A 24533-nucleotide genomic window follows, 5' to 3' on the forward strand; every position below is an offset into this window, starting at 1 on the left:
TTGCGTTGTGACATGGGAGAACGCACATACCCATCATCTTTGAGCGCGACAGCGTGTGCGCCGGTGACGACGTGCTCGCGCCAAACACGAAACGTGTGCCCTTCGGAGCAAGGCCGCGTCTGACTGATATCTTGGGCGAAAACGGCCCGCTGATTGACGATCTGCCCTGCGTGAATGCCTCACGGACCCAATGGCTTGCATTGGTCGAGGATGAGCGCGTGGCAACGATTGGCTTCACCTGCGAACCCTGCCGCTCGATGACCGTCACGCTGCTTGTTGCCGATCGGCAGGTCGATGGCTGGCGTATCTATTTCCAGATTGCCGGACAGGAGCCCATCATCTAGCCCGGCCGTTTGCGCCGGCGAGCGCCACTTGCACCAGCGTCGCTGCCGCCCTGCCCGCCACCTCCATATAGCCTGCGTCCCGGTGCAGGAGCACCACGGCAAAGCTGCCGTCGAGCAGCAGCAGGATCTGCTTTGCCACGATGGCGGGGTCGCTTGCTCCCGCTTCGGCAAAAGTCTCTGCCATCCACGCCTCGAACTTCTTCTTGTGGGCGGCACCGATGCGGATCGCCGGATGGCCCGGCATGTTGGCAAGCTCGGCCGAAGTGCGCAGGAAGCCGCAGCCCTTCCATTTCGGATGGCGCGCGGCCCGCGCCAGGTTGACGAAGATCGCCTCGACCTTGCTAGCCAAATCCCCCTCCGCCTCGGAAAACCACTTCTGGAAGAGCTTGAGATTGGGCTGGTCGCGGCCCTCGAGATAGGCGGCGATCAGTTCGTCCTTGCTCTCGAAATGATAATAGAGCGTGCGCTTCGTCACCCCCGCCTCTTCGGCCACCGCATCGACGCTGACGGCGCGGATGCCCTCGGCATAAAACAGCTTTGCTGCGGCCGCGACGATCGTCTCCCGGGTCGACTTCTGCGCTTTCGTCATCTCTCATGTATACCGACTAGTGAATATACTTTGCATCTTCCCTCACCTAGCCTCCTCCCGTCAACACTTGCCGGAGAGCAACCATGTCCAACACCGTGCTGATGCAGATATCCGAGGGCATCGCCCTCCTCACCCTTAACCGCGTCGAGAAGCTCAATGCGCTCAATTACGAGCTGATCGACCGGCTCTTGAGCCTCCTCGACGCGATCGAGGTCAACGACAAGGTCGGGGCTGTGATCATCACCGGTGCAGGCGAACGCGCCTTTTCCGCCGGCGGCGACATTCACGAATTCTCGGAAAGCGTCGCTGCGGGCGTGAGCCCGGCGGTGCGTGATTTCGTTCGCCGCGGCCAGCGGCTGACGGCGCGTCTCGAGGCCTTCCCAAAGCCGGTGATCGCCGCCGTCAACGGCATCGCCTATGGCGGCGGCTGCGAGATCACCGAGGCTGTGCATCTGGCAATTGCCAGCGAGCGGGCGCGCTTTGCCAAGCCCGAGATCAAGCTCGGCATGCCGCCGACCTTCGGCGGAACCCAGCGCCTGCCGCGCCTGGCCGGGCGCAAGCGGGCGCTTGAGCTGCTTCTGACGGGCGAGGATTTCTCGGCCGACCGCGCCCGCGACATGGGCCTCGTCAACCATGTCGTTGCCCACGAGGACCTGATGCCGGCCGCCCGCGATCTTGCCACGCGCATCATGGGCTACTCGCCGCTTGCCGTCCGCTCGATCATCACCGCCGTCACCCGCGGCCTCAACATGTCGATCGCCGAGGGGCTGCTCGTTGAAAGCGAGCAGTTCGCCCAGATGGTGCCGACCGACGATCTCTCCGATGCGCTCGCCGCATGGAAGGGACGGCGCATCCACGACGATCCGCCGCACGGTACCTTCTCGCGCTACTACTGAAACATTCAACCAAAAGGTTGACAATTGTATCGATCGGAGAGATATTCAACAACATGGTTGAATATCAAACTGATCATCTCGATGCCGTGTTTCACGCGCTTTCGGATCCGACGCGCCGCGCAATGCTCCAGAACCTCTCACGCGGAGAGAAACTGGTGGGCGAGCTTGCGGCACCGTTCTCGATCTCGCTGGCTGCGGCATCGAAACACATCAAGGTGTTGGAAGGAGCAGGTCTGGTGCGCCGCGAAGTGAAAGGCCGCACGCATGTATGCCGGCTCGACGCCGCACCGATGCATGCCGGCATGGAGTGGATGCGCCACTACGAAGCCTACTGGCGCACGCGCATCGACGCACTCGAGGCGCTGCTTCTCGCCGAAGACGCAACAGCTGAGGACAATCTGGAGGAAAAGCCATGACATCGCATGCCACAGCCTTCGCCAACGCCGATTACGGCCGCGTCATTGCCCCCGATGCTGTGCGCATCGAACGCCTGCTTCCCGGCCCGATCGAACGCGTCTGGTCCTATCTGACGGAGGAAAGCAAGCGCCGGCTCTGGATGGCATCGGGAACGATCGGCTCGACCGAGGGTGCGGCGGTCGAGCATGTCTTCCGCCATTCGGAACTGACAACGGCCGACGACCAACCGCCTCAAAAATACGCCAGCCACGCCGGCGAGGTCCGCAATCACGGCCATGTGCTCGCCTGGGAGCCGCCGCGCCTGCTCGCCTACAGCTGGAACGAAGAAACCGACACGCCATCGGAGGTCCGCTTCGAGCTCAGCCCTCGCGGCGACAAGGTTCTGCTCATCGTCACCCACACCCGCATCGCCAATCGCGGCATCATGACCAGTTTTTCGGCTGGCTGGCATACGCATCTCGACCTGCTGCGCGACCTCCTGGAAGGAGAGCCGCCCGCAGCCTTCTGGAGCAAGTTCGCAGCACTCGAACAGGAATACGAAACACGCATTCCCAATCCTTGAAGCCGGCTTGCGAAAAGGAAGATTTCGATGTTGCTCGAAGGCAAGACAGCTGTCGTCTATGGCGGAAGCGGCGCGATCGGTGGCGCTGCCGCCCGTGCCTTTGCCCGCGAAGGCGCGCGGGTATTTCTCGTCGGCCGCACGGTCGAAGGGCTGCGACACACGGCCAATGAGATTGCCGATGCCGGCGGCCGCGCGGATTTCGACGCGCTCGATGTGCTTGACCAGGCGGCCGTGGAGCGCCACGCTCGCTCCGTGGTCGACAGGGCGGGTTCGATCGATATCGCCCTGACCGCCGTCGGCTTTCCCCATGTGCAGGGGCCGCCATTTGCCGAACTCTCGCTTGCGGACTTCGAACAGCCGATCGCAGCCTACACGAGAGCGAACTTCATCACCGCCAAGGCGGTTTCGCCCCATATGGCAGCAAAAGGCAGGGGTGTGATCCTGACGCTATCGACGCCCGGCGCACGCATGACCGGTTCAGGTTTCCTCGGCTATGGCACCACCTGCGGTGCGGTCGAGACCTTTTCTCGACTGCTTGCCGGCGAGCTTGGCGGAAAGGGGATCCGTGTCGTCTGCCTGCGGCCCGACGCCATTCCCGAAGCCTTGCCGACATCCCACGCACGCGGCGTGTTTGAAGGCTTTGCGCGGCGTTTCGATACGACGGTCGAAGCCATACTTGAAAGCCGCGCCGCATCCGGCACGTTGCTCGGCCGCTTCCCGAAGCTCGACGAAGTCGCCGACTACGCCGCCTTCGTCGCCTCCGACCGCGCCGGAGCCATGACCGGCGCCATCGCCAATCTGACCTGCGGCTCGCTGGTCGATTGAACGCATCGCAAGATCAGAACGCTGATAGGCCGGCGAAGCGCGATCGCCTCGCCGGCGTTCAGATATCAGGCGCGGGCAAAGCCGAGAATGAAGAGCGCCAGCGAACCAATCGATGCGAAGGTGCGCACGTGGTTCCACCAGACCCAATCGGTGAGATACCGTCCGAGCCACAGATCGGTCGCCGCCGGCCCGGAAGCAGCCTCGAGGGCATCATTCATCGGCACGTTGAAGACAATCGTCACCAGCAGCACGCCAACGAGATAGAAGAGCCCGCCTGCGGCGAGCAGCCACCGCCCCTCGCCGCCCGATAGAAACGCGATCACCACCAGCGCCAGGGCGATGAGCGCCGTGCCCATGAAGGCGCTGAGGAAGATCGGGTTCTGGATGACCACGTTGATGGCGTTCATCGCGGCGATCCCCTGCTCCGGCGGCAGCCGCGACAGGGCCTGCATGATGCAGACCGAAAAGATGAAGAACAGCCCGGCCATCAGGCCGGAACCGATCGCGGCGGCAAACGCCAGAGCGGGGATAAACGGGATCATGCGGCAATACTCCATACACCGGTTGCTGCGGTCTCCCGGGCATAGGCTGCAAAGTCACGCGGACGCCGCCCAAGCACATGCTCGACATCGGACGTCACACTCGAGTTGCGCCCGTCGAGCACCGAGGTGAAGAGATAGCGGATGAGTTCGACATAGTCATCAGGCACGCCGTCGGCCTGCAAATGTGCGGCAAAGTCGGCAACCGGTATCGCCTGATAGGCGACCGGACGGTTGGCCGCCGCGGCGATCTCGGCCACGGCTTCGGCAAAGGTCATCAGTCTCGGCCCTGTCAGCGAATAGACCTTGCCGATATGACGACCGTCGAGAAGCGCTTCAACCGCCACGTCGGCAATGTCGTCGCAGCTGATGAACGGCTCGGTCACCGTATCGACCGGCAGGAAGACCGAACCGCTTGAGACACCCTCGGCGAGAAAGCCTTCATTGAAGTTCTCGAAGAACCAGCTCCCCCGGATGATCGTCCAGTCGGCGCCGGAGGCCTGAAGCGCACGTTCGGCCGCTTCCGCCTCGTCCTCACCACGCCCTGACAGAAGCACCAGCCGCTTGATACCCGCGCCGAGGGCGAGGCTTGAGAACTTGGCGATGACCTCGACGGAGCCCGGCACCGCGAGATCCGGCTGGAAGCAGACATAGATGCGATCGACATTCTCAAGGGCCGGCGCCCAGGTCGCCTCATCCGTCCAGTCGAAGGAAGGCGATGCCGAACGGGCGCCGATGCGCACCGCCACGCCGCGCTCCAAGAGACGCTCGGCGACGCGCCTGCCCGTCTTGCCGGTACCGCCCAAAACCAGTGTGAGTTTGTCCGTCATAGCTTCCTCCTGAGGTTCACTTAAAAACATGAGCATCTCTCACATTTGCAAATGTGATAAATCCTCGTATTTTAGGAGTCAAGTCAAAATGTGAGCATCACTCATGATTTCAGAAACAAGCCCAGCCGCCGTTCCCACCGATGACGAACCGGCGCTGCGCCGAACACCGAGCCAGAAACGCAGCCGCGAGCGCGTCGAGCAAATCCTCAGCTGCGCGACAACGCTCATCCAGGAAAAGGGCAGCGACGCCATGCGCATGAGCGAAGTCGCTGAAAAGGCTGGAATTTCTATCGGCTCGCTCTACCAGTACTTCCCCGACAAGGCAGCGATCGTGCGCACGCTGGCCGAGCGCTACAATGCCGTGTGCAACGAATGCATCGCCGCCGAACTTGCCAAGGTCACCTCGATCGCGGAATTGCGCGACGCCTTCTGCGAGCTGTTCGACGTCTACTACGAGATGTTCCTGGCCGAGCCCGTGATGCGCGACATCTGGTCGGCGATGCAGGCCGACAAGGCGCTGCGCGAGATCGACCTTCTGCAAAGCCGCGCCGGCGGAAAGCTTCTGGCCGACGTCTGGTCCCGGCTTGTGCCGAACACGCCGCGCGAGACGATCGACAGCGCCGCTTTTCTGATCATGCATCTGGGCGACTGCACGATGCGGCTTGCGGTATCGGTCGAGCGGGCGGAGGGCGACCAGATCGTCGAGGCCTATAAACACATGATCGTCAGGGATTTTGTCGCGGATGAAGCGACAGGCGGCGCAGGCTCAATTGACATCTCCATGACACGATCCTAATCATCAGGGATCGATTGGTTCCCGCAACGCGAACGCGCTTCGGGAGTAAACGGGAACGTGACGGATGGACCCATGCTGGGCATTCACATCACGGCCGACCCCGCGACTGTAGAGCGACGTCGATCTGCCATTCCGGAGCAATCCGGGAGAAGCCACTGGAAAAGACCGCGAGAGGGCGGCCGATCTGGGAAGGCGAGGCAGATCGGGGGCATAGCGCCCAGCGCCGTGAGCCAGGAAACCTGCCACTCGATGCGGGCATAGGGCCCAACCGGGAATTTCCCGATGCCATCACGGAGGTTGTCATGGCTACGTCTACAGTTTCGAGCATTCCGCTCTCCCTCAGCGATCGTCTGACCGCTGGCGTCATCGCGCTCTTCATCGGCGCATTCCTCGTGTTCGGCGCCGGCCTTGCCAATTCGGCCGTGCTGCACGACACCGCACACGACACCCGCCACTCCTACGGCTTCCCCTGCCACTGACCGATGTTCCGGAACGTGAACAACGTTCCGCATCGACGAAGCGGACCTGAACGCATCCGGCCTCAGCCGGATGTCCGTGCTTGTGCGTCCCGGTTTACCCGGTGCACGGCGCTCGTCCGCATGGCTGTGGAAATGGGAAGATTGTCAAACCACGCCGCAGTGCGTGGCTTTTGCCGTTATCGAGGAAATTCAAGATGATTGTCAGAACGCTTCTGGCCGCGATCGTGGCTGGAATGATTGCCGGTGTCTTCATGACCGGCGCCCAGGAACTTCGGGTCACGCCGCTGATCCTGCATGCGGAAGAATTCGAAGGCGAGGCTCCGGCCGCGACGGATCAACCGGCTGCCCAGCCCGGCGCGGCACAGCCGGCGGCAGAGGGCCAGCAGCATTCCTCGCTCAAGGCCGTTTCGCCGCTAGGCGCCCTGCTCGACGCATTGTCGCCGATCACGCCGGCTTACGCCCATGAGGCTGCCGAGCACGAGGAAGGCGGCATCATGTTCGGCATGAGCCGCTTTTCCGGCACGCTGATCGCCAATCTCGTCACCGGCTCGGGCTTCGGCCTGTTGCTTGCCGGCGTCAGCCTGGTGATCGGCTACCCGATCACGCTTCGGAACGGCGCGCTCTGGGGTGCCTGCGGCTGGCTTGCCGTGCACATGCTGCCGGCGATCGGCCTGCCACCGGAACTGCCGGGCTTCCCGGCAGCCGAACTCGGTGACCGCCAGACCTGGTGGCTGGCAACCGTGGCGCTTTCCGCCGTCGGCCTCTATCTCGTCGTCCTTCGCGAGGAGATCGTCTCCAAGATCGCAGGCCTGGTGCTGATCGCCGCGCCCCACGTCTACGGCGCGCCGCAGCCGGTCGATATCACCAGCAATATTCCCGCCGTGCTTGGCGCCGAGTTCGCCGTTGCCGCGCTCGCCACCACGCTCGCCTTCTGGATCGTGCTCGGCGTCGTCTCCGGCTTCATCAACGAGCGGTTCGCCAAGGCGCACTAATCTCGCCGCTTCAGGCGACCAGACGTTGAAACGGCGGGGCTCAGGCTCCGCCGTTTTGCATGAGATGCGCCACCAGCTGCGCACGGCGGGCTTCGGGTTCCAGAAGCACGCAGGTGTCGCAGAAGCTACCGCCTTCCGTGCGGAAATAGAGACAGCAGCCGCAGCGCATGCGGTACTGGCGTGACAGCCGCTCGCCGCTCGTCGGATCGACCGCGACAATCTCCTCGTAACAGAGTTCTTCGGAGTAAAGCGGCGATCCGCGTCGCTTGACGATCGCCAGCGCCTCCGCCATGCCGCGCGCCTCGTCGCCGATCGCCCGGCCGATCTCCAGGAATGCGCCGGCAAGCGAATCCGCCGCCAGACGCCACTGCGCCCCGGAAGAAAGACCGGTGCGTCGCTTCAGCGCCGCGATCACCGGCTTCAGCTGCGCCACGTATTGCCGCTCGACGCCACGCACGTCTCCCGGCGCAAGGCGATCGAGATGGAAATGAAAGCGTTTTCCGGCAATCTCGACACCACGGACCGTGCGTGTCCAAGCTTCAAAGCGAAGCCCGGAGACTTCGGCGGCAAGACCCGCGCCAAGATAAGACGCACCCAGAACCATGCTCAGTTGATGGCTGTAAAAGGCGATGAGATGCGCCGCCCGGATCCGGTCGGTCATGTCGGGTGCAAAACGATCCTGGTAGGCAAGACCATCCTCGATACCGCCTCCCCCTTCCGCCCAGAAGATGGCCGGCGTCCTGAACCCGCCGTCCACCGTGCCGATGGAAACCCCAGCGTCGGGGAATTGCGTGCAGAGCCGCTCGACGACCTCTAGCGCTTCCGGCGGATATCCTCCCACGAATTGCGCTGCGCGCTGGCGGTCACTCGCCGTCATGCCGTCTCCAACCATCCACCCGCAAAACCCGCTCGCCTCAACCCGCGCCTGACGCCAGGCACCTGGCGCATCAGGTCCCAGATGAGCCCGCTCCGCCAGTTCTCGATCATCATGACGACGAGGCCCTGGTCAAGACCAACGATGCGATCATCGATCCACCCCTCAGGCCCCGCGCCCGGCAGGCTCGGGTTGAAGCCGCCCGGAAATCGCCCTTGCCTGAGGAGACCGGGATAGCTGGCCGCAATATGGTCAAGGGCCGCAAGCGACGCGTCCGGGGCAAAAGGCAGGCACGCACATGCTGCCCAGGGGATGAGCGTGCCGTCGTCGATGCCAAAGGGCGCGCCCCGGTTTGCATAGCCGAAAAGCCGCTGCCAGCGCCCGTCTCTCATGCGCAGCCGTCCGCGCGGCGCGTGACAGGCGCTCAAGCCCCACAGATGCTCCCCGTAACCGGCAAAGCCACCGGGGTTCAGCTGCGCATGGGCGCGCTGGAGTTCAATGGCGCGCCGCGTGTTCTCGAAGTAGTCCGTAAGTCGCTCCCGCATTGGCCGGTCGGCAAGTCCGCGCAGATCGAGCCAGGCCTGCGGGAAAAGATGGATGAAAAGCGGCGCTGCGTTGAGATGCGGCACGCCGCTGGCGTCGATCCAGTCATAACCGTCCGTGAAAGCGGCATAGTGCTCCGGCCCGATCGCATGTTCGGGCGCCCCGAGCGCCAGCACATAGAGCAGCAGCGCCTCGCTGTAGCCGCGCCAGCGATGGCGCAGGAACCGCCCCGGCGGGCGCCAGCCCATCGTCACCGTCTCGCCTCGATGCAATGCCCAGCGCCAGTCGACCCGTGCATAGAGCTTTTCGGCGAGCCTGCGGATGTCGCGCTCGGCATCATCAGGACCGGAGAAATACGCCGAAGCGGCCAGAATTCCGGCCATCAAAAGCGCGGTGTCAACGGTCGAGAGTTCGCTGCGCCACGTGCGTTCGCCGCTGCGCATGTCGAGAAAATGATAGTAGAAACCGCCATAGCCGGTCGCCCGGCTGTCGCGCGATTGTGGGCCTTCGGCAAGCGCGCGCAGCACGCAAAGGACCCGCCGGGCCGCCTCGGCGCGCGCCATCCAGCCCCGTTCGACACCGACCGGATAGCAGGAAAGGCCAAAACCGGTTGCCGCGATGCTTGAAGGTGCGCCCGGCAACGACGTGTCGGCAATCAGCCCGGTCACCGGATCGGCATGGTCGAGGAAGTATCCAAACGCCGCACGCTGCAAACTATCTATCTGATAAAGCTCTAAATTTATGGCCATCTTCAGTATTCTGGGATTTTCCGGTCACGGTCTTCATCGTCAACGCTGTTGTCGCGGGAATAGTAAAATCACTCTTTGTTGAAGTCCGGCGAAAGCCAAATGGTCGCCGAATTCCAATCCTGTGTTACATTTGTCTTATCTGACCGCGCGCAATGACTGGTTGAAGCGATGTTGAGCGTGTTGGCGTTACTCCTTTCATTGACTGGTGGCCCGAGCCCATCGACCGCCGTGCCGACGAATGTCGACGTTGAATTGATCCTCGCGGTCGACATGTCCGGCTCGATGGATCTCGACGAGGCACGCATTCAGCGCGCGGGCTATGTCGAGGCGCTCAGGCACCGCGACTTCCTCGATGCCGTCGAAAGCGGCCAGTTGGGCAAGATCGCCATCGGCTATTTCGAATGGGCGGGAACGGTCAACGAATCCTCCGTCGTCGCCTGGAAGGTTATCGACAATGCCGCTGACGCCGACGCCTTTGCCAAGCTGATCGAGGCGCGGCCGGTCGGCACGCGCCGCGGAACATCGATCTCCAACGCGATCACCTATGGCACGGCGCTGATCGATTCCAACGCCTATTCCGGCATGCGCCGGGTGATCGACATTTCCGGCGACGGCCCCAACAACATCGGACCGCCGGTGACCCCGGCCCGCGACACCGCCATCGAACGCGGCATCACCATCAACGGGCTCGCCATCCTGATCCGCCCCTCCGTCTCAACCGGCCCGCTCGACCAGTATTATGCCGAATGCGTGATTGGCGGTCCCGGTTCCTTCGTGCTGCCGGTGCATGAGCCCGAGGATTTTTCCATCGCGATTCGACAGAAACTCGTTCTTGAAGTCAGCGGGCTGCCGCCGCCTCCGAACGTCCGCCTCATCGACGCCCTGCCGGCGTCCGACTGCCTGATCGGCGAGAAGCTGAGACCCGGCTTCCTCGACCGGGTCTATCCGGAACTCGACAAATAATCTTGCCCTCGCCCGCGCGGTTGCCGAAACGCAACCCATGCGCGACAGATTGTCGTTTCCCTTCGCACCGCCCGACGATAAGATGACGCGTTGCTTCGCGGATCGATTCATGTCCTTGACCACCACGCCCCCTCAGGCCGACTTGGCCACCGACCCGGCCTCCGACACGGGCAGCCAACATATCCGCGACACGCTGCGCGATGCGATCGTCGAGCGGCGACTGGCTCCCGGCACCAAGCTGTCGGAAAGCGATGTCGGCGAACTCTTCAATGTCAGCCGCACGCTGGTGCGCGCAGCCCTGCAGGCGCTCTCCTATGAGGGGCTCGTCAGCGTCGAGAAGAACCGCGGCGCCTTCGTCGCACATCCGTCCATCGACGAGGCGCGGCAGATCTTCGCCACCCGCCGGCTGATCGAGCCCGGCGTCGTCAGGTCCGCGGCACCCAATATCGGCAAGGTCGAGATTGTCGAACTCCGGCGCATGCTGGCCGCTGAACGGCGGCTGACCGAACAGCGCGGGCAGCCTGCCCGCCGCGCCGAGATCAAGGCGTCCGGCGACTTTCACCTGACACTCGCCGACCTCTCGGGGAACGCGATTCTCCGCCGTTTCATGGATGAACTCATCGCCCGCTCTTCGCTGGTGATCGCACTTTACGGCCAGTCGACCGTTTCAAGCTGTGGCCACAACGAGCACGACGAGATCGTCAACGCGCTGGAGCGCGGCGACGTCGATACGGCCGCCAAGCTGATGGTCCATCACATCGACCATATCGAAGCGGACCTTGACCTGCGCGTCCACAAATCGACGGATCTAAAGGCGGCGCTCGAGCTTTAGGTTGCCCCGACTAGTCGTGGACGACGAACCTTCGACCCAAAAAATCCTCCGCCACGCGGAACCATTCCTTCGCCCCTGCGTTCGCCTCTCGCTCGAAAAGACTGCGAAAGAGGAATGCAATGAGCGAAAAACGCTTCCCCACCCCTATTTTCCTGAAACTCTCGGCCAAGCGGCAGGCTGTGGTCAGAACCGTGTTCGAAGCCCTGGAACTGCTCAGGCAATGGCCGGGCCGTCGCGGGCGGGAGTATCGCGCGGCTCTCAGGCGCTGCCTGGACGCGCTAGACGGACTGACGAGCACGGATCGCGCCAGCCGCTGCTTTGCCGCAGCTGCGCGAGAGTCAGGCCTGCTTCTGGCCTGACGCGCAGGCACCTGTCCCCTAGGTTTCGCGATGCGCCGAAGGACGATCGGCGCATCGCCCCCAACGGTCACTCGGCCGGGGCCATAATCACTCAGCCAGAGCGGCCGCCTCGTTTGCCTGGCGGTCGGCAAGCGCCCTCAGCGCCAGCCTGTCGAGCCGCCAGTCCGGCGCGCCGTAGCCAGCCGGCCACTTGTAGGGTTCCTTGTCGTTGAAAAACACCACCGTGGTCAGAAGCGGAAAGGACCGGCGATAGGTCTGAGGGTCGAGGATTTCCTGGTACCAGGCCCGCTTGTAGTCGGCCGAGCCCGAAACTCCGAGCTCGGCGATCATGATCGGTTTGCCGAAACCGGAAACGCGCTGGTACTTCTCCTTGAGCGCTTCACGGAAGCTGCGCTCGTGTCCCCAATAGTCGACGTCCATCTTCTGCAGGCCCCAGACGGGAATGCCGATGGCATCGACGACATCGTCGCCCGGATAGTAAGCGCGGAGATTGCGGTTGCCGATCGGCGACCAGACGTAGCGTGCCTCCGGGGCCAGCTCCCGGCATTTACCGACGAAATAGCGATACGCCTGCTTGTACCCTTCACTGTCGCGGCGCGCCCACGGGTAGCGCTTGCTCGGCTGCTCCATCTCGTGGCCCCAACGCACATAGACCGGCCCGCCGAAACCGGCGGCACGCGTGCACACGTCCCGGATCTCCCGATCAAAACGCCCCTTGCCGATATCGGCAAACAGCCGCTCGCCGCCAGAGCGCCAGTCGGCGGCGTGAGTATAGGGCTCGACAGACAGCATCAGCGTCCGCCCTTGCCTCGCCGCAATCGCCATCTTGCGCTTGATGAGCGCCCGGTCCGGCTTCTGCCAGTAGACGAAAACGTGCTCCAGCGCGAGCGCGTCGCTATCGGCAACGGCGTCATGCGGATCGTAGACGCCGATGGCCACAGTGCGCGCCGTCGTTTCCTTTGCCTCGGGCCCGATCGCCGCTGTCGTCATGGACCGGTCGATACCGTCTGCCGGATCCTCAGCGCACGCCGCAGACGGTGCCGCAACGGCCATGAGCAGCAACGTTGCAGCGGCAAAAGCTGATCTGACGACGGTAGCGGACAACGACTTTCTCCAGCGGAACGGGACACCGCGATGACACCAGACACGGAACTGCTTTGCGCTGAAGATCGGCATGGTCGTGGACGGGCGCCGCCCGACCGCGTGATCATCCTCATCAACCAGAGCAACGGCGGCCAGAAAATCGCCGCCCGAAAGGAAGGGATCGCCCCCTTAGTACGACGCCCTCAGGAAGCAGTGCGACGTGTGGCCGAAACCGCTTGGTGAACAGATGTAGGGTGCGCGGCCAAGATAGGCGGTCGTGCGACGCCGCGTCGGCGCCGGTTCGACGATGTCCTCTTCGGCCTCGGCCACCTGCAACTGCTTTTGTTCCTTGCGGACCTTGACCGATGGGCTCGCATAGGCGCTCGAACTGCTCGAGGCAAACAGCGGAGTCTCGCCGACGACCGTCGACGAACAGCCGGCGGAAAGCAGCAGGAGACTGAGAACTGACGTTGTCGGTACGAAAAACTTGAAACCCGAAACGGCGGTGCGGCTTACGCCGGCACATGCGGCTTTGATTCGCATAAACGTCCTTTCGAATGGGCGGCACGAACCACCCGGGCTTCCTTTGGGCGAAATGGCGGCGATCTTCAACCCCCTTTTTCATTATTCATTGCTTAAATTAACAAATTCTTTCTTAACAACTTCCGCGATGGTTGTGTCGATGCCTTGCGCTCGGCGGACCATGGCGCCATTCCCCACCGACGATGGCGCCGCCCGGCGCTTGGAAACGCCACCATGCGCTCGAAAACAAATAGAAAAAACAGCAGCTTGCCAACAGTTCGCAACCACTGATCGCCGACCACCACACCCTGTCGCCGCGGTCTGGCACGCGCTGTGGTGGCAGCCACACGACGGCGCTCCGGGCAGAGCCCAACCGAAAAAAAATTGATCGGGAAGGCGAAGATCGGCAACAGACCACAACTGCAGGCGGACGAGGAAACACAAAAAGCGCCTCGCGCTCCCTATTTTTAGCTATCGCGCATTTACAGATCGTTGACCTCTGCCGCCCACCTTGGAGGCAGGCGCAACATGTTTGAGCGTATGCGCCCACTCCAAAACTGCCCGCCGCCCGCGGGCATTTTTTTTGGCGTCAACAGCGCCGCACGTCTTAGCCGACAAAAGCGGGTTGCCTGATCCGCCGGCAACCGGCGCCCCTACGGCCCTGAGACTGCCCCAGTTTGCACCCGCCCCCGCCGCGGCGTGAGGCGGGCAACCGCAAGTGCGGGCCCCTCTCCGTTCCGGTCGAATGGCCAGCCCCACGCCCGCAATCATGAGCTTGGCTTGGCAGTAACGGGACATGTTTACCAAGCTCGGCAAGTCCCGTTGCGCGAATTTAAGGAAGTGTTAATAATACATCTGGGGCGAGCAAGGGGGCATTCAAAATTGAATGAGGGGACAGGTGCCGACATCGTCGGAGCGGCCGGCATAGCCGGCGCGCGCATAACCATCGTTGTGTCTGCACTCGGCGCCGGCGGCACCGAGCACGTCGTCAGCCTCGTGGCCAGCCATTGGGCGCGACTTGGCTGCGCGGTCACGGTGATCACGCTCGAGGCGCCGGCCTCGAAGCCCTATTACGAGCTCGATCCGCGGGTTTCGATCAGACGCCTCGACCTGCCGGCGCAGAAGGCCGCCAAGCTGCGCGCCGGCTGGCTTGTGGTGCAAAGGCTCCATCGCCTGCGCTCGGCCGTAAAAAACTCCCGTCCGGACTTTGTCTTGAGCTTTCTCACCCGCACGAACGTGCTGACGCTTCTCGCAACAACGGGCCTGCCCTTCCCGGTGATCGTGTCCGAGCGCAACAATCCGGCGGTGCAACCCTTCGGCCCCTTGTGGAAGTGGCTGCAGCTTCGTCTTTATCCCCGCGCCTTCTCGCTGGTGACGATGACGAAGGGCGCACTCGACTATTTTCCGCCGCAGGTCCGCCGCCACGGACGGGTGATCGCCAACGCCATCAACCTGCCCGCCGGCTGGGAAAACCGGCGCGGCAACAACGTGCTGACCGCCGTTGGCCGGCTGACCGCACAAAAGGGCTTCGATATCCTGCTGACGGCCTTCGCCAGGATCGCCCCTGCCCATCCCGATTGGAAACTCGTCATCTGGGGCGAAGGTGAAGCGCGCCAGGCGCTTGAAGCGCAGCGGGATGCACTGGGCTTGAAGGACCGGGTGGAGATGCCGGGCGTCACCGCGCGTCCGGGCCTCTGGGTCGAGACCGCCGACGTCTTCGTCCTGTCATCGCGCTATGAGGGATGGGGCATCGCCCTCCTCGAAGCCATGGCATCGGGCGTCCCCGTCGTTTCCTTTGCCTGCGAATGGGGCCCGACCGACATGATCGCCGACGGCGAAGACGGCCTGCTCGTCCAAAACGGCGACGCCAACGCACTCGCCGACGCCCTGTCGCGCGTCCTCGGAGACCCGACGCTTGCCGCCCGCCTCGCCGCCAACTCAAAAGCCAATGTCAGACGCTACGACGCCGAACACATCCTGTCCCAATGGGACGCCGTGGCACTGTCGGCCCTGGAACACGCAGGCGCGCGCAAACCGACGACAAAACCCCGCGGCCTGCCCGCTTCGGGCGAGAACGTGACGAGCTGGCTCTTCATGACAAGCTGGATATTTTGAGGGGCGGGTCTCGAGGAATTCTCAAAATCCCATCAAACAAAATCCCGTGCCTGAAGTCGTTTTGCTTCTAATAGAGATCACGCGCGGCGATCCTTGCGGCTACTTGTGCCATGCATCTTGATGGATCAACAAATCGCCGTTCAGGCCAGAGAACGTTCTGGTGCCGGTATCTGTCGGGGTCTTGCCTCGGTGTGCCGCCGTTCACGATCCTTGCATGAGTTTACGTGCAATGTGCAGCAGCGCTGCATCGCTGCCGTCGGACCCTTTTGTTGGTTTTCCCGCCTGCAACAAGCAGACGCTCATGACCGCCAAAATCTCCTCGTCGGAATGGATTACTCCTGCCGCGTCAAAGTCTCTTCGAATGATCGCAAGGATGTTGCTGCGTTCGACGTCCAGCGCCGCCATCGCAAGATCATCCGAGTAGGTCTTGGCTTTTTCGCCGGCAAGCGCCAGCTTCTCCGCGGCCCAGAAACCAACCAGCTTGTTGCGACGTACCATTCGCACCATGTCCACACCCAGACCAGCCATCGAAATGCTCCTTTGCCGCCTGATCGGGCATCGTAGCAGAAGCGACGAGGAAAGGGTCTGGGTTTATCCGGCGAGCATATCAAATGTGGGATAAAACAGCCAGAATACTTAGCATATTCAATACTTAGTGGGAAATGGTGGGCCCGGAGGGACTCGAACCCCCAACCAAGCGGTTATGAGCCGCCGGCTCTAACCATTGAGCTACAGGCCCACTCTGGATCTGCCTCTCGTCCTCAAATCGTAATGATCCAGGGATAAGACACGGCAGCAACTCTAAGTGCTACGGCCACCTTTGCGCTTCCGAAAGAGGCATGGCACCGTAGTGATCCAGCAGCGCGAACCAATGGCAGTTCGCGTCGTGTGTTGGCTCTAGCCGAAAACCTTTTTGCGGACAAGCCATTGCCGCAATGCTCACACAATCGACCGCCAAGAAGACGCTGGGACGGAACAACCGGAGAGACATCGACCATGATTTCCACACGCACTGCCCGCACGCTTTCGATCGCCGCTTTTGCTGCCGCTTTTGCCGGCGTCGCCGCTGCTCAAGCGCAGGAGACGGACAAGGACAAGGCAACCATTATCGTTGCCGGCGAAGGCCGCGCGACCGTCGCGCCCGACATGGCGGTTCTGCAGCTGAGCGTCGTCAAGGACGCCAAGACCGCCCGCGAAGCGCTCGACGCCAACAACAAGACCATGGCCGAAGTGCTGAAGGCGCTGAAGGACGGCGGCATTGCCGATCGCGACCTGCAGACGAGCGGCTTCATGCTCAACCCGCAATACACCTACCCGACCAACACCGACGGCAGCAACCGCGCGCCGGAGCTGATCGGCTACCAGGTGACGAACGGCGTCAGCGTGCGCGTGCGTGATCTCGCCAAGCTCGGCGAAGTCATCGACAAGTCGGTCACCCTCGGCGTCAACCAGGGCGGCGGCGTGCAGTTTACCAACGACAAGCCGGAAGCGGTCATTACCGAGGCGCGTAAGGCAGCCGTTGCCGATGCCGTCGAGAAGGCCAAGGTGCTGGCGGAAGCCGCCGGCGTTGCGGTCGGCAAGATCGTCAACATCACCGAACAGGGCTTCCGCCCGGAGCCGGTTCCGATGATGCGCGCCGGGATGGCCAAGGAATACGCCGCCGATGCCGTTCCGGTCGCAACCGGCGAAAACAGCTACAATGTCACGGTCAACGTGACCTTCGAGATCAAGCAGTAAGCAACCCGCCGCAGCCGCGCGCGGGCTACCGCCCAAACCTCGCCCCCGGCGCCGGAGATCGGCACCGGGGGCGATGTGTTTTTACACGATGGAAGTTTAGGCCGGACGACCATCGGCCACGGCTGAACCGGCTTGAAGCGCTGCAGTCGCGGGCCGCTCCGAACGCGAACGGGCCCGGCGCGCGATTGGGCGCGGCAGCGGATTGGAACCGAAGGACGGACCCCTGGAAGGTGGCCGACGCCCATCATCGGCGTCATGGCGCCGCGTGTTGACGGCCCATGGCCAGCCACGTCGTCTCGTGTCAGATGCCGCGGATCATAGCGGTGGCGCTCGCTCACCCCTCGCACGCGATCCTCGGACCGCGCGAGAAACGTCCTGTCGCGAAGACGCGGCGCACCATGGCACATGGCACAAAAAAGCCCCCCATGCCGGAGCATGAGGGGCCATTCTTCCGCCGGCCGGGGGAGACAAGGCGGGAAGATTACGGGGTATTACCAGCGACCGACGGTCGGGCAACCGCGGACATTCGCAAAGACGATGCGGTCGCGGTAGCCGTCGCGGCGTCCCTCGACGACGACGCGGCGCGACGAGACGTCGGCGACATAGGCACGGCGGAAGCCGCGGTCGCGGGCCTTGTCGACGGCCATCCACGGGGCGCAGCGGCCGCGGCGGTCACCATCCCAGTCACGATGGCGATCACGGCCGCGACCCCAGTCGCGCTCATCGCCATAACCGTCGCCATAGTCGCGGTACTGCACGTCCATGCCGCCACCCGAGCCGAAGCCAAATCGGATCGAGTCGGCCGAAGCGGTGGAGGCTGCGCCCAGGAGGCCGGTCATTCCGATGACGGCAGCAGCGGCGGCGTTAAAAAAGCGGTTCTTCATGGCATCTCTCCAAGCTTGAAGGGTTCAACGGGCAATCACCGTCCCAAGCGATTGATCAGAGGATAGGGTTCTGAAGCTGAACGACAGCGGAACCCCATGTTCATGGGAGGTTCAGATTGCCGGAACGTGATGCCGACACGCATAGGATGCGAAAGCCGGCATCACAGCGGGTGTCGCGGCGCGTCTCATTGCAAGCAGCAACGCTTTGATTCCTATCAATTTTGGACATAGCGCCTGGAGAATGAGGCTGGTTGCAGGCATATGCCGGCTTGCCGAAGTGATTCGCAGGCGTGCTGTACGTCAAGAGCCGCCTGTTTGACCGAAGCTGGATCGAAAGGCCCGCGCGCAGACGTCACCCGTCAGCCGGCAAGGGCTTTCTCGAAGATGCGGATGTTGCGGTAGTGACTGAGGCGGGTAATGGTGCCGTCCTCGATCTCGAAAATGAGCACGCTCGGGATCGAATAGGTCTGGCCGGATGCGGCCGGGAAACCTTCCATCGTCTCGCGATAGGTCCCCCGCACCGTCAGGTCGGCGGCCACGCGCTGGCCGAAGGCATCGCGCATCAGCACGACATCGCCGAACTGCTCGTCGAAACGGCGCAGATAATTCATCAGCCAGGCGCGCAAGGGGCCGACGCCAACCATGCGCTGGCCGGTGAGCGAATCGAGCTCGACGTCCTCATGGACGAGCCGCGCCAGGGCTTCGAAGTCACGCTGGTTCAGCGCTTCGATAAAGTGACTGGCAATGGTCTGTGCATCGGTCATCAGTCCTCCTCTCCCGCCGCAGTCCGGCGCGGCAATTCAAAGTGCTACAGCGATCTTTGCGTATCTGCTCGACGCGCGGCGCCGTAGCGCCAGTTCTGCCTTTAATTAGAACGCGGACTGTTGCGGTCAATCGCCGGCGCGGCGTCGAGAGCACATTCGAGCGCGGTTCGCGCGCGTTCAGGCGCTGAGGTGCAGGATGATTTCGCGGCGGTGCGGCCGGTCGCGATGCTCGAAGAGATAGATCCCCTGCCAGGTGCCAAGCAGCAGACGGCCGCGCGCAACGGGAATGCCGATCGAGACCGCGGTCAGCGCCGCCTTGATATGGGCTGGCATATCGTCGGGCCCCTCCTGGGTATGCACGATCCAGCGCATCGAAGGGTCTGAAGACGGCGGCACCAAGCGACGGAAGAAGGCGTCGAGGTCGCGCTTCACGTCCGGGTCTGCATTTTCCTGAATGAGAAGCGAACAGGAGGTGTGCCGAACGAAGAGGGTGAGCAGCCCCTCGGCGGCCGCGTTGGCACGCACGAAAGCCGAGACTTCCCCGGTGAACTCGTAGAGCCCCTGGCCATGGGTGTCGATGGTGATGCTCGTCTGCGGCATATCGCGTCTCCGGTTGCGGCTGCGACTGAGCTGCCCCCACCATCGGGTGCAGCGCATTGCCACACGCTTCTAAGCCCGGATCGTTCAACATCCAAGACGGGCAGCCGCAGACCGATCGGCAGCGACGACCGCGTCCCTACATCTCGAGAAACGCCTGGAAGCCGCCGTAGATCAGCCGCTTGCCGTCAAAGACCTCCTTCCAGGCATCGCCCTGCAGCCGCGGGTCGGCCATCACCTTGGCAACGATCGCATCGCGGTCTTCGCGGGACCGGTAGGAAACCCAGGAAAAGACCACCGTCTCGTCGTCCTTTGCCTGCACGGCGCGGGGAAAGGACGTCACCTCGCCATAAGGCACGTCGTCACCGAGGCACTCATTGTAGGAAAGCGCGCCATGTTCCTTCCAGACTTCACCTGCGGCCTTCGCCATCGCCTTGTAGGCCTCGATGTTCGCCTTCGGCACGGCAACCAGAAAACCATCCACATAGGTCATCACACAATTCCTCCACGGTTTGTTCGAACCAGCAAAGGACGCGCGGCGGGGAAAGGTTCCGACACCGGGCCCGAAATTTTCTTCACGCATGCGGGCAAGCCCTGTCGGGACCAAGGCATTCCGTTCGTCCTTGGTCGGTACCATCCAAAACGGGAGACACGCAGATGCAGAAGATCACGCCCTTTCTCTGGTTCGACGATCAACTGGAGGACGCCATCGGCTTCTACACCTCCATCTTCCGAAATGCCCGGATCACCGACGTGAAGAAGGGCCCCGACGGCAAGGCCTTTACCGCGTCGTTCGAGCTTGAAGGGCAGCACTTCATGGGTCTCAACGGCGGCCCGCACTTCCAGTTCAACGAAGCGGTGTCGTTCTTCGTGCGCTGCGCCGACCAGGCGGAGGTCGACTACTACTGGGATCGCTTGAGCGAGGGCGGCACGCCGCAGCACTGCGGCTGGCTGAAGGACCGGTTCGGCGTGACCTGGCAGATCATTCCCGACGCATTGATCCGCTATCTCGGCGATGCAGATCCGGCACGCGCCGGCCGCGTCCAGCAGGCGATGATGGGCATGATCAAGATCGACGTTGCCGAACTGGAGCGCGCCGCAGCCGGCTAGGGTTCAAGCTGATTGTGAGACGCGCAAGGGCTGCTTCAGCCGGGGCTCTGCAGCTCAGCTGCCGCAGCCGCGCAACTGCTGGCTATAGACAGAGGCCATGCCGGCTGCCCGCTTGGCGCCGGTCTTGGCCGTCTGGCTCCAGTTGCCGCGGGCATAGCCGGCGTGGCCGTGGTAATAGGCGATGTAGAGCCGGTAGGCATCGTTGAGCGCGATGCCGTTCTGCTGGGCGCTTTCGCGGTGATACCAGGCGATGAAGCGGATCGCGTCGCCGAAATCCGAACGCCGCGCCGCCCAGCGACCGGTCTCGCTCTGATAACGCGCCCAGGTGCCGTCGAGCGCCTGCGAATAGCCGTAGGCCGTCGAGACACGCGTCCAGGGGATGAAGCCGAAGAGCTTGGTGCGCGGCGGGCGGGCGTTATGGCGAAAGCCGGATTCGGTATAGATCGTCGCCATCAGGATCGGCACGGGCACGCCGTATTCGCGCTGGGCGCCGTAGGCCTCCCGGCGCCAATTGTTGAAAAGGCCATCTCGCTGCTCGAAAACCGCGCAGGCATTCCGGGTGTCTCTCGGCACCGTTCCGCAGCCGGCCAAAAACAGGAGGACGACGACAAATACGCAACGCATCGCAGAACCTCTTGTGTCCCGGGACATTCCGCTTCGCGCGTGCGGAAGATGCCTCGGGATCAAAATGCTAGATCGCCGTTTGCGGTGCATTCGCGCCAACTGCGATCGAGAGATTGATAAAACGTAAACGTTAAAGATCCCTTTTTAATCAAAGGAGAACGATCGCAGACGGTCGCCAAGGCATTGAATATTTGCCACCGTTGGTTTTACGATCCGCGCGATGCAGGTCGCCGGCCTGCAGCGTCGCCCGGACGTCGGGCACCCAGAGGAGAGTATCGATGCGCGTTCCCGCCCTGATTTTGTTTGCGGTCCTGGGATCGGTCAGTGCGCCCAGCCTGGCACATGCCGACGCCTGTGCCGACGCCAGCGATCAGGCGACGATGAACGCCTGCGCCGACAAGGCGCTCAAGGCCTCGGACGCGGAACTCAACACCCTCTACAAGCAAATCCAGGGGCGCCTTAAAGACGACGCCGACAAGACGAAGCTGCTCGTGGCCGCGCAGAGGGCGTGGATCGCCTTTCGCGACGCCGAATGCGACTTCGACAGCTCCGGCGTCAGCGGCGGCTCGGTCCAGCCGATGATCGTGCTGCAATGCCGCGACGACCTCACCCGCAAGCGCATCGAAGACTTCAAGACCGATCTGAGTTGCGAGGAGGGAGACCTCAGTTGCGCCGTCCCCCCGGCAAACTGACCCGGCGCCGGGCGAACTGCGGAGCGCTTGCCGCGGCGGTTTTCTGCCTTGCCGGCCGTGTCGCTGCGGCCGAACCGATCGAGGATCTCTATCGGAGCGACGCGATCGTCACCGGCACCGGCGAGATCAACCGCCAGATCGGCTATCGCGAATGCTTGCGTGAAGTGCTGGTCAAACTATCAGGCGATCCGACCATTGTCGGCGCGCAGGGCTTTGCAGCGGTTGAGCAGAAGGCGGGAAGCTTCGTTTCCGCCTTCTCCTATCGCGACCGTCTGGAAGGCATTCCGATCCACGACGAGCAGGGCACGCACGACCGGCCGCACGACCTTACCTGCCGGTATGAGCCAGCAACTCTCGATCCGCTTCTTGCAAAGCTCGGGCGAAAGCCATGGCTCACCCCTCGCCCGCCGATCGCCGTGTTCCTCGCGGTCAAGGACCAGAAGCGTCAGTTCGTGCTGACGCGTGACGGCAGCGAGAGCCCCTACATGGCAGACTCGCTCTACGCGGCGGCGCTGCCGCTGTCGCTCACAGCTGTGCTGCCTGACGCTGCCACCGCGACGGCCCGCAAACTCGACTTCGATACTCTGCTGCAGGCGGGCGTTGGCGTGCCCGTCGCCCCGGCGCCAGACGCCGGTCAAGCTGTTGCACTGACGGGCACACTTGCCTGGTCCGATGCCGCTCGGGGTTGGATCGCCATGTGGCGGCTCGACACCCATGGAAAGCGCTATCGCTGGCAGATCAGCGGCGTCAGCTTCGATGACGCCTTTCGCGACGCCATGCGCAATGCCGCCCGCATCCTTTCCGGCAACGGCGCGCCATAGCTGACGTTGCCCGTCGCGCCCTCGCGACGGGTCAAGGAACAAGCCTGTGGCGATGCACCCCGCAGATCGCGTCGCTATCCGAGCGAGGTGATCAGTTCGCGATAGGCGGCCTCCGGGAAGGCCTTGAGCGTGGTCGAGCGCACGTTGCCGGCCATGCCAAGGTTGAGTGCGAAGCGTGCCGCGACGGCATCGTCGGGCGCCTCGACCACGGCCACCATGTCATAAGTGCCCATGGTCAAAAAGAAATGTTTGAAGGAGCCGCCCATGTCGGCGAGCATCTTCTTGGCGGCGTCGAGGCGCTTCGGCGACTCGCGCACATTCTTCACACCCTGCTCGGTCCAATTGAGAAGCACGACATAGGTGGTCATTTCACACCTCCACGGAGGCACGCTTCACGCCCGCGGTGCGATTGCTCCCGCGTCTTAGACGGGGTGCCCCAGATTGCTGCGAAAGCGCGACTATACGCCTGGGCGCAGGGCCTCACAATAAATCGCTTGGGTGAGGCAGAAACGAAAAAGCCGGGCAATCTGCCCGGCTTTCCTGTTTCTTCGATGTGCCCGACTTAGCTGTCGAGGAACGAGCGCAGCTTCCTGGAGCGGCTCGGATGCTTGAGCTTGCGAAGCGCCTTCGCCTCGATCTGGCGGATACGTTCGCGGGTAACCGAGAACTGCTGGCCGACTTCTTCGAGCGTGTGGTCGGTGTTCATGCCGATGCCGAAGCGCATGCGCAGCACGCGCTCTTCGCGTGGCGTCAGCGAAGCGAGAACGCGGGTAGTCGTTTCGCGCAGGTTCGCCTGGATGGCGGCGTCGATCGGCAGCAGCGCGTTCTTGTCCTCGATGAAATCGCCGAGGTGCGAATCTTCTTCGTCACCGACAGGCGTTTCGAGCGAGATCGGCTCCTTGGCGATCTTCAGGACCTTGCGGACCTTTTCGAGCGGCATGGCGAGCTTTTCGGCCAGTTCTTCCGGCGTCGGCTCGCGGCCGATCTCGTGCAGCATCTGGCGCGAGGTACGGACGATCTTGTTGATCGTCTCGATCATGTGCACCGGAATACGGATCGTGCGGGCCTGGTCGGCGATCGAGCGCGTGATCGCCTGACGAATCCACCAGGTGGCGTAGGTCGAGAACTTGTAACCGCGGCGGTACTCGAACTTGTCGACCGCCTTCATCAGGCCGATGTTGCCCTCCTGGATGAGGTCGAGGAACTGCAAGCCGCGGTTGGTGTACTTCTTGGCGATGGAGATGACGAGGCGAAGGTTCGCTTCGACCATTTCCTTCTTGGCGATGCGCGCTTCGCGCTCGCCCTTCTGCACCATCGAGACGATGCGACGGAATTCGGCGATCGAGATGCCGGTTTCGGTCGCAAGGTTCTGGATCTCCTGGCGGATGTCGCGGATCGTCTGGTTTTCGCTCTTGGCGAATTCCTTCCAGCCCTTGCCAGCCAGGTTGCTGATCGACTTCATCCAGTTCGGGTCGAGTTCGGCGCCCGAATACTGTTCCAGGAACGAGTCACGCTTGACGCCGTAGGATTCTGCAAGCCGCAGCAGGCGGCCTTCGTTCTGCATCAGGCGCTTGGAGATGTCGTAGAGCTGCTCGACCAGGCTGTCGACGCGGTTCTGGTTGAGCGACAGCGACTTGACCGCCTTGATCAGCTCGTCCTTCAGCTCCTTGTAGCGGCGCTCCTGTGCGGGCGACAGCGTGCCCGTGGCAGCCAGGCGCGCTTCCACCTGCTGGTCCTGCAGCTTGCGCAGCTTCTTGTAGGTCTCGGCGATGATGTCGAGAGTTTCCATGACCTGCGGACGCAGTTCCGCTTCCATGGCGGCGAGCGAGAGGTTCGACTCGTCGTCGTCTTCCTCTTCCTCCTCGGCCGGCATGACATCGCCGCCGACATTGGTGATGTCGTCGTCGTTGGCAGGCGAGCGAACCTTGCGGGTCTTTTCCATTTCCTCGGCAGCCTTGCGGTCAGCCTCGATCTTTTCCGGGCTCTGGAACTGCG

At 63.0% G+C, this 24533-nt stretch carries 31 protein-coding genes, 1 tRNA gene and 1 riboswitch; of the genes, 16 read left to right on the forward strand and 16 right to left on the reverse strand.

The genetic code is table 11. From position 1 onward, the window contains the following. The first annotated feature begins 218 nt into the window (after positions 1-218). Entirely contained in the window at positions 219-344 is a 126-nt protein-coding gene (locus tag VGO04_RS01305; protein WP_327494151.1) for a hypothetical protein, read from the forward strand. Here VGO04_RS01305 and VGO04_RS01310 read toward each other — a convergent pair. Further along, positions 337-933, reverse strand: coding sequence for a TetR/AcrR family transcriptional regulator (locus VGO04_RS01310; RefSeq protein ID WP_327494152.1), 597 nt, complete (start codon positions 931-933; stop codon positions 337-339). The two genes, VGO04_RS01305 and VGO04_RS01310, sit on opposite strands and share 8 nt — an antisense overlap. A gap of 83 nt (positions 934-1016) precedes the next feature. Here VGO04_RS01310 and VGO04_RS01315 point away from each other — a divergent pair, with 83 nt between their 5' ends. From VGO04_RS01315 to VGO04_RS01330, 4 genes are read left to right on the forward strand one after another with little or no spacing between them, the layout of a single operon-like run. After that, positions 1017-1829: a crotonase/enoyl-CoA hydratase family protein gene (locus VGO04_RS01315; RefSeq protein WP_327494153.1), complete on the forward strand. Its 813-nt coding sequence runs from the start codon at positions 1017-1019 to the stop codon at positions 1827-1829. Positions 1830-1882: 53 nt separating this feature from the next. Beyond that, a complete protein-coding gene (locus tag VGO04_RS01320; RefSeq protein WP_327494154.1) occupies positions 1883-2245 on the forward strand; it encodes a metalloregulator ArsR/SmtB family transcription factor in 363 nt (120 codons plus the stop codon). Continuing rightward, positions 2242-2808 carry an SRPBCC family protein gene (locus tag VGO04_RS01325; RefSeq protein ID WP_327494155.1) on the forward strand — a complete coding sequence of 189 codons (567 nt, stop codon included), beginning with the start codon at positions 2242-2244 and terminating at the stop codon, positions 2806-2808. Before VGO04_RS01320 ends, VGO04_RS01325 begins: the two co-directional genes overlap by 4 nt. 27 nt (positions 2809-2835) lie before the next feature. Further along, complete coding sequence (locus VGO04_RS01330; RefSeq protein ID WP_327494156.1) at positions 2836-3633, forward strand: SDR family NAD(P)-dependent oxidoreductase; 798 nt, start codon at positions 2836-2838, stop codon at positions 3631-3633. 65 nt (positions 3634-3698) lie between these two features. On the opposite strand, the gene VGO04_RS01335 is transcribed toward VGO04_RS01330, so the two are convergent. Together VGO04_RS01335 and VGO04_RS01340 are read right to left on the reverse strand one after the other, a co-directional pair. Then, positions 3699-4175: a DUF1772 domain-containing protein gene (locus tag VGO04_RS01335; protein WP_327494157.1), complete on the reverse strand. Its 477-nt coding sequence runs from the start codon at positions 4173-4175 to the stop codon at positions 3699-3701. Further along, complete coding sequence (locus tag VGO04_RS01340) at positions 4172-5002, reverse strand: NAD(P)H-binding protein (RefSeq protein ID WP_327494158.1); 831 nt, start codon at positions 5000-5002, stop codon at positions 4172-4174. The genes VGO04_RS01335 and VGO04_RS01340 overlap by 4 nt, the downstream gene beginning before the upstream one ends. Before the next feature lie 103 nt (positions 5003-5105). Between VGO04_RS01340 and VGO04_RS01345 the strand changes: the two genes are divergently transcribed. From VGO04_RS01345 to VGO04_RS01355, 3 genes are all read left to right on the forward strand, one after another. Further along, positions 5106-5798, forward strand: coding sequence for a TetR/AcrR family transcriptional regulator (locus VGO04_RS01345; RefSeq protein WP_327494159.1), 693 nt, complete (start codon positions 5106-5108; stop codon positions 5796-5798). Next, positions 5797-6059, forward strand: a riboswitch (cobalamin riboswitch). Its footprint overlaps the gene before it by 2 nt. Before the next feature lie 41 nt (positions 6060-6100). Next, positions 6101-6277, forward strand: coding sequence for a CbtB domain-containing protein (locus VGO04_RS01350; protein ID WP_057253219.1), 177 nt, complete (start codon positions 6101-6103; stop codon positions 6275-6277). Between the two features lie 194 nt (positions 6278-6471). Then, on the forward strand, positions 6472-7269 hold the full coding sequence (locus VGO04_RS01355) for a CbtA family protein (protein WP_327494160.1): 798 nt from the start codon (positions 6472-6474) through the stop codon (positions 7267-7269). 40 nt (positions 7270-7309) lie between these two features. On the opposite strand, the gene VGO04_RS01360 is transcribed toward VGO04_RS01355, so the two are convergent. Further along, positions 7310-8146, reverse strand: a complete 837-nt coding sequence (locus VGO04_RS01360; protein WP_327494161.1) for a (2Fe-2S)-binding protein — start codon at positions 8144-8146, stop codon at positions 7310-7312. Further along, positions 8143-9435, reverse strand: a complete 1293-nt coding sequence (locus tag VGO04_RS01365; RefSeq protein WP_327494162.1) for a glucoamylase family protein — start codon at positions 9433-9435, stop codon at positions 8143-8145. The genes VGO04_RS01360 and VGO04_RS01365 overlap by 4 nt, the downstream gene beginning before the upstream one ends. Positions 9436-9603: 168 nt before the next feature. Here VGO04_RS01365 and VGO04_RS01370 point away from each other — a divergent pair, with 168 nt between their 5' ends. The 3 genes from VGO04_RS01370 to VGO04_RS01380 all read left to right on the forward strand — a co-directional run bounded on the left by VGO04_RS01370 (position 9604) and on the right by VGO04_RS01380 (position 11589). Next, the gene (locus VGO04_RS01370; protein ID WP_327494163.1) at positions 9604-10398 is read left to right on the forward strand and encodes a DUF1194 domain-containing protein; all 795 of its coding nucleotides are present in this window, start codon (positions 9604-9606) and stop codon (positions 10396-10398) included. Between the two features lie 109 nt (positions 10399-10507). After that, positions 10508-11230: a GntR family transcriptional regulator gene (locus tag VGO04_RS01375; RefSeq protein WP_327494164.1), complete on the forward strand. Its 723-nt coding sequence runs from the start codon at positions 10508-10510 to the stop codon at positions 11228-11230. 119 nt (positions 11231-11349) lie between these two features. Then, on the forward strand, positions 11350-11589 hold the full coding sequence (locus VGO04_RS01380; protein WP_327494165.1) for a DUF982 domain-containing protein: 240 nt from the start codon (positions 11350-11352) through the stop codon (positions 11587-11589). A gap of 87 nt (positions 11590-11676) precedes the next feature. On the opposite strand, the gene VGO04_RS01385 is transcribed toward VGO04_RS01380, so the two are convergent. Together VGO04_RS01385 and VGO04_RS01390 are read right to left on the reverse strand one after the other, a co-directional pair. Beyond that, positions 11677-12693: a glycoside hydrolase family 26 protein gene (locus VGO04_RS01385; RefSeq protein WP_327494166.1), complete on the reverse strand. Its 1017-nt coding sequence runs from the start codon at positions 12691-12693 to the stop codon at positions 11677-11679. A 168-nt stretch (positions 12694-12861) separates the two neighbouring features. Then, positions 12862-13215, reverse strand: a complete 354-nt coding sequence (locus VGO04_RS01390; protein ID WP_327494167.1) for a hypothetical protein — start codon at positions 13213-13215, stop codon at positions 12862-12864. 861 nt (positions 13216-14076) lie between these two features. On the opposite strand from VGO04_RS01390, the gene VGO04_RS01395 reads away from it, so the two are divergent. Next, positions 14077-15309, forward strand: coding sequence for a glycosyltransferase family 4 protein (locus tag VGO04_RS01395; protein ID WP_327494168.1), 1233 nt, complete (start codon positions 14077-14079; stop codon positions 15307-15309). Between the two features lie 201 nt (positions 15310-15510). On the opposite strand, the gene VGO04_RS01400 is transcribed toward VGO04_RS01395, so the two are convergent. Beyond that, the gene (locus tag VGO04_RS01400; protein ID WP_327494169.1) at positions 15511-15837 is read right to left on the reverse strand and encodes an ATPase inhibitor subunit zeta; all 327 of its coding nucleotides are present in this window, start codon (positions 15835-15837) and stop codon (positions 15511-15513) included. 135 nt (positions 15838-15972) lie between these two features. Continuing rightward, positions 15973-16048, reverse strand: a tRNA-Ile gene (locus VGO04_RS01405). 257 nt (positions 16049-16305) lie between these two features. Here VGO04_RS01405 and VGO04_RS01410 point away from each other — a divergent pair. Beyond that, positions 16306-17046, forward strand: coding sequence for an SIMPL domain-containing protein (locus VGO04_RS01410; protein ID WP_327494170.1), 741 nt, complete (start codon positions 16306-16308; stop codon positions 17044-17046). Between the two features lie 491 nt (positions 17047-17537). Here the strand turns inward: VGO04_RS01410 and VGO04_RS01415 are convergent, their stop codons facing one another. From VGO04_RS01415 to VGO04_RS01430, 4 genes are all read right to left on the reverse strand, one after another. Beyond that, entirely contained in the window at positions 17538-17930 is a 393-nt protein-coding gene (locus VGO04_RS01415; protein WP_327494171.1) for a hypothetical protein, read from the reverse strand. A 359-nt stretch (positions 17931-18289) separates the two neighbouring features. Next, positions 18290-18694: a ketosteroid isomerase-related protein gene (locus tag VGO04_RS01420; protein WP_327494172.1), complete on the reverse strand. Its 405-nt coding sequence runs from the start codon at positions 18692-18694 to the stop codon at positions 18290-18292. Between the two features lie 177 nt (positions 18695-18871). After that, on the reverse strand, positions 18872-19294 hold the full coding sequence (locus VGO04_RS01425) for a secondary thiamine-phosphate synthase enzyme YjbQ (RefSeq protein WP_327494173.1): 423 nt from the start codon (positions 19292-19294) through the stop codon (positions 18872-18874). Between the two features lie 136 nt (positions 19295-19430). After that, the gene (locus VGO04_RS01430; protein ID WP_327494174.1) at positions 19431-19784 is read right to left on the reverse strand and encodes a DUF1428 domain-containing protein; all 354 of its coding nucleotides are present in this window, start codon (positions 19782-19784) and stop codon (positions 19431-19433) included. Positions 19785-19948: 164 nt separating this feature from the next. Between VGO04_RS01430 and VGO04_RS01435 the strand changes: the two genes are divergently transcribed. Then, complete coding sequence (locus tag VGO04_RS01435; RefSeq protein ID WP_327494175.1) at positions 19949-20401, forward strand: VOC family protein; 453 nt, start codon at positions 19949-19951, stop codon at positions 20399-20401. Positions 20402-20455: 54 nt separating this feature from the next. Here the strand turns inward: VGO04_RS01435 and VGO04_RS01440 are convergent, their stop codons facing one another. Continuing rightward, positions 20456-21025, reverse strand: coding sequence for a hypothetical protein (locus VGO04_RS01440; protein ID WP_327494176.1), 570 nt, complete (start codon positions 21023-21025; stop codon positions 20456-20458). 278 nt (positions 21026-21303) lie between these two features. Here VGO04_RS01440 and VGO04_RS01445 point away from each other — a divergent pair, with 278 nt between their 5' ends. Together VGO04_RS01445 and VGO04_RS01450 are read left to right on the forward strand one after the other, a co-directional pair. Next, positions 21304-21717: a lysozyme inhibitor LprI family protein gene (locus VGO04_RS01445; protein WP_327494177.1), complete on the forward strand. Its 414-nt coding sequence runs from the start codon at positions 21304-21306 to the stop codon at positions 21715-21717. Continuing rightward, a complete protein-coding gene (locus VGO04_RS01450; protein ID WP_327494178.1) occupies positions 21693-22538 on the forward strand; it encodes a DUF2066 domain-containing protein in 846 nt (281 codons plus the stop codon). Before VGO04_RS01445 ends, VGO04_RS01450 begins: the two co-directional genes overlap by 25 nt. A gap of 74 nt (positions 22539-22612) precedes the next feature. Here VGO04_RS01450 and VGO04_RS01455 read toward each other — a convergent pair whose 3' ends face one another. Both VGO04_RS01455 and rpoD read right to left on the reverse strand, forming a co-directional pair. Further along, positions 22613-22906, reverse strand: coding sequence for a GYD domain-containing protein (locus tag VGO04_RS01455; protein WP_327494179.1), 294 nt, complete (start codon positions 22904-22906; stop codon positions 22613-22615). A 194-nt stretch (positions 22907-23100) separates the two neighbouring features. Continuing rightward, positions 23101-24533 (reverse strand): RNA polymerase sigma factor RpoD (rpoD, locus tag VGO04_RS01460; RefSeq protein WP_327494180.1); only part of this gene is annotated, 1433 nt, incomplete at its 5' end.

The organism is Ensifer sp., assembly GCF_035999185.1.
Lineage (GTDB): Bacteria > Pseudomonadota > Alphaproteobacteria > Rhizobiales > Rhizobiaceae > Ensifer.

Bases quoted from the DNA above. Each gene is read 5' to 3' on its own strand.
- VGO04_RS01330 (WP_327494156.1), top strand. From the start codon at position 2,836: ATGTTGCTCGAAGGCAAGACAGCTGTCGTCTATGGCGGAAGCGGCGCG.
- VGO04_RS01400 (WP_327494169.1), bottom strand. From the start codon at position 15,837: ATGGCTGGTCTGGGTGTGGACATGGTGCGAATGGTACGTCGCAACAAG.
- VGO04_RS01430 (WP_327494174.1), bottom strand. From the start codon at position 19,784: ATGACCTATGTGGATGGTTTTCTGGTTGCCGTGCCGAAGGCGAACATC.
- VGO04_RS01355 (WP_327494160.1), top strand. From the start codon at position 6,472: ATGATTGTCAGAACGCTTCTGGCCGCGATCGTGGCTGGAATGATTGCC.
- VGO04_RS01415 (WP_327494171.1), bottom strand. From the start codon at position 17,930: ATGAAGAACCGCTTTTTTAACGCCGCCGCTGCTGCCGTCATCGGAATG.
- VGO04_RS01420 (WP_327494172.1), bottom strand. From the start codon at position 18,694: ATGACCGATGCACAGACCATTGCCAGTCACTTTATCGAAGCGCTGAAC.
- VGO04_RS01310 (WP_327494152.1), bottom strand. From the start codon at position 933: ATGACGAAAGCGCAGAAGTCGACCCGGGAGACGATCGTCGCGGCCGCA.
- VGO04_RS01380 (WP_327494165.1), top strand. From the start codon at position 11,350: ATGAGCGAAAAACGCTTCCCCACCCCTATTTTCCTGAAACTCTCGGCC.
- VGO04_RS01440 (WP_327494176.1), bottom strand. From the start codon at position 21,025: ATGCGTTGCGTATTTGTCGTCGTCCTCCTGTTTTTGGCCGGCTGCGGA.
- VGO04_RS01350 (WP_057253219.1), top strand. From the start codon at position 6,101: ATGGCTACGTCTACAGTTTCGAGCATTCCGCTCTCCCTCAGCGATCGT.
- VGO04_RS01340 (WP_327494158.1), bottom strand. From the start codon at position 5,002: ATGACGGACAAACTCACACTGGTTTTGGGCGGTACCGGCAAGACGGGC.
- VGO04_RS01425 (WP_327494173.1), bottom strand. From the start codon at position 19,294: ATGCCGCAGACGAGCATCACCATCGACACCCATGGCCAGGGGCTCTAC.
- VGO04_RS01390 (WP_327494167.1), bottom strand. From the start codon at position 13,215: ATGCGAATCAAAGCCGCATGTGCCGGCGTAAGCCGCACCGCCGTTTCG.
- VGO04_RS01345 (WP_327494159.1), top strand. From the start codon at position 5,106: ATGATTTCAGAAACAAGCCCAGCCGCCGTTCCCACCGATGACGAACCG.
- VGO04_RS01370 (WP_327494163.1), top strand. From the start codon at position 9,604: ATGTTGAGCGTGTTGGCGTTACTCCTTTCATTGACTGGTGGCCCGAGC.
- VGO04_RS01410 (WP_327494170.1), top strand. From the start codon at position 16,306: ATGATTTCCACACGCACTGCCCGCACGCTTTCGATCGCCGCTTTTGCT.
- VGO04_RS01435 (WP_327494175.1), top strand. From the start codon at position 19,949: ATGCAGAAGATCACGCCCTTTCTCTGGTTCGACGATCAACTGGAGGAC.
- VGO04_RS01315 (WP_327494153.1), top strand. From the start codon at position 1,017: ATGTCCAACACCGTGCTGATGCAGATATCCGAGGGCATCGCCCTCCTC.
- VGO04_RS01455 (WP_327494179.1), bottom strand. From the start codon at position 22,906: ATGACCACCTATGTCGTGCTTCTCAATTGGACCGAGCAGGGTGTGAAG.
- VGO04_RS01375 (WP_327494164.1), top strand. From the start codon at position 10,508: ATGTCCTTGACCACCACGCCCCCTCAGGCCGACTTGGCCACCGACCCG.
- VGO04_RS01335 (WP_327494157.1), bottom strand. From the start codon at position 4,175: ATGATCCCGTTTATCCCCGCTCTGGCGTTTGCCGCCGCGATCGGTTCC.
- VGO04_RS01365 (WP_327494162.1), bottom strand. From the start codon at position 9,435: ATGGCCATAAATTTAGAGCTTTATCAGATAGATAGTTTGCAGCGTGCG.
- VGO04_RS01320 (WP_327494154.1), top strand. From the start codon at position 1,883: ATGGTTGAATATCAAACTGATCATCTCGATGCCGTGTTTCACGCGCTT.
- VGO04_RS01360 (WP_327494161.1), bottom strand. From the start codon at position 8,146: ATGACGGCGAGTGACCGCCAGCGCGCAGCGCAATTCGTGGGAGGATAT.
- VGO04_RS01325 (WP_327494155.1), top strand. From the start codon at position 2,242: ATGACATCGCATGCCACAGCCTTCGCCAACGCCGATTACGGCCGCGTC.
- VGO04_RS01445 (WP_327494177.1), top strand. From the start codon at position 21,304: ATGCGCGTTCCCGCCCTGATTTTGTTTGCGGTCCTGGGATCGGTCAGT.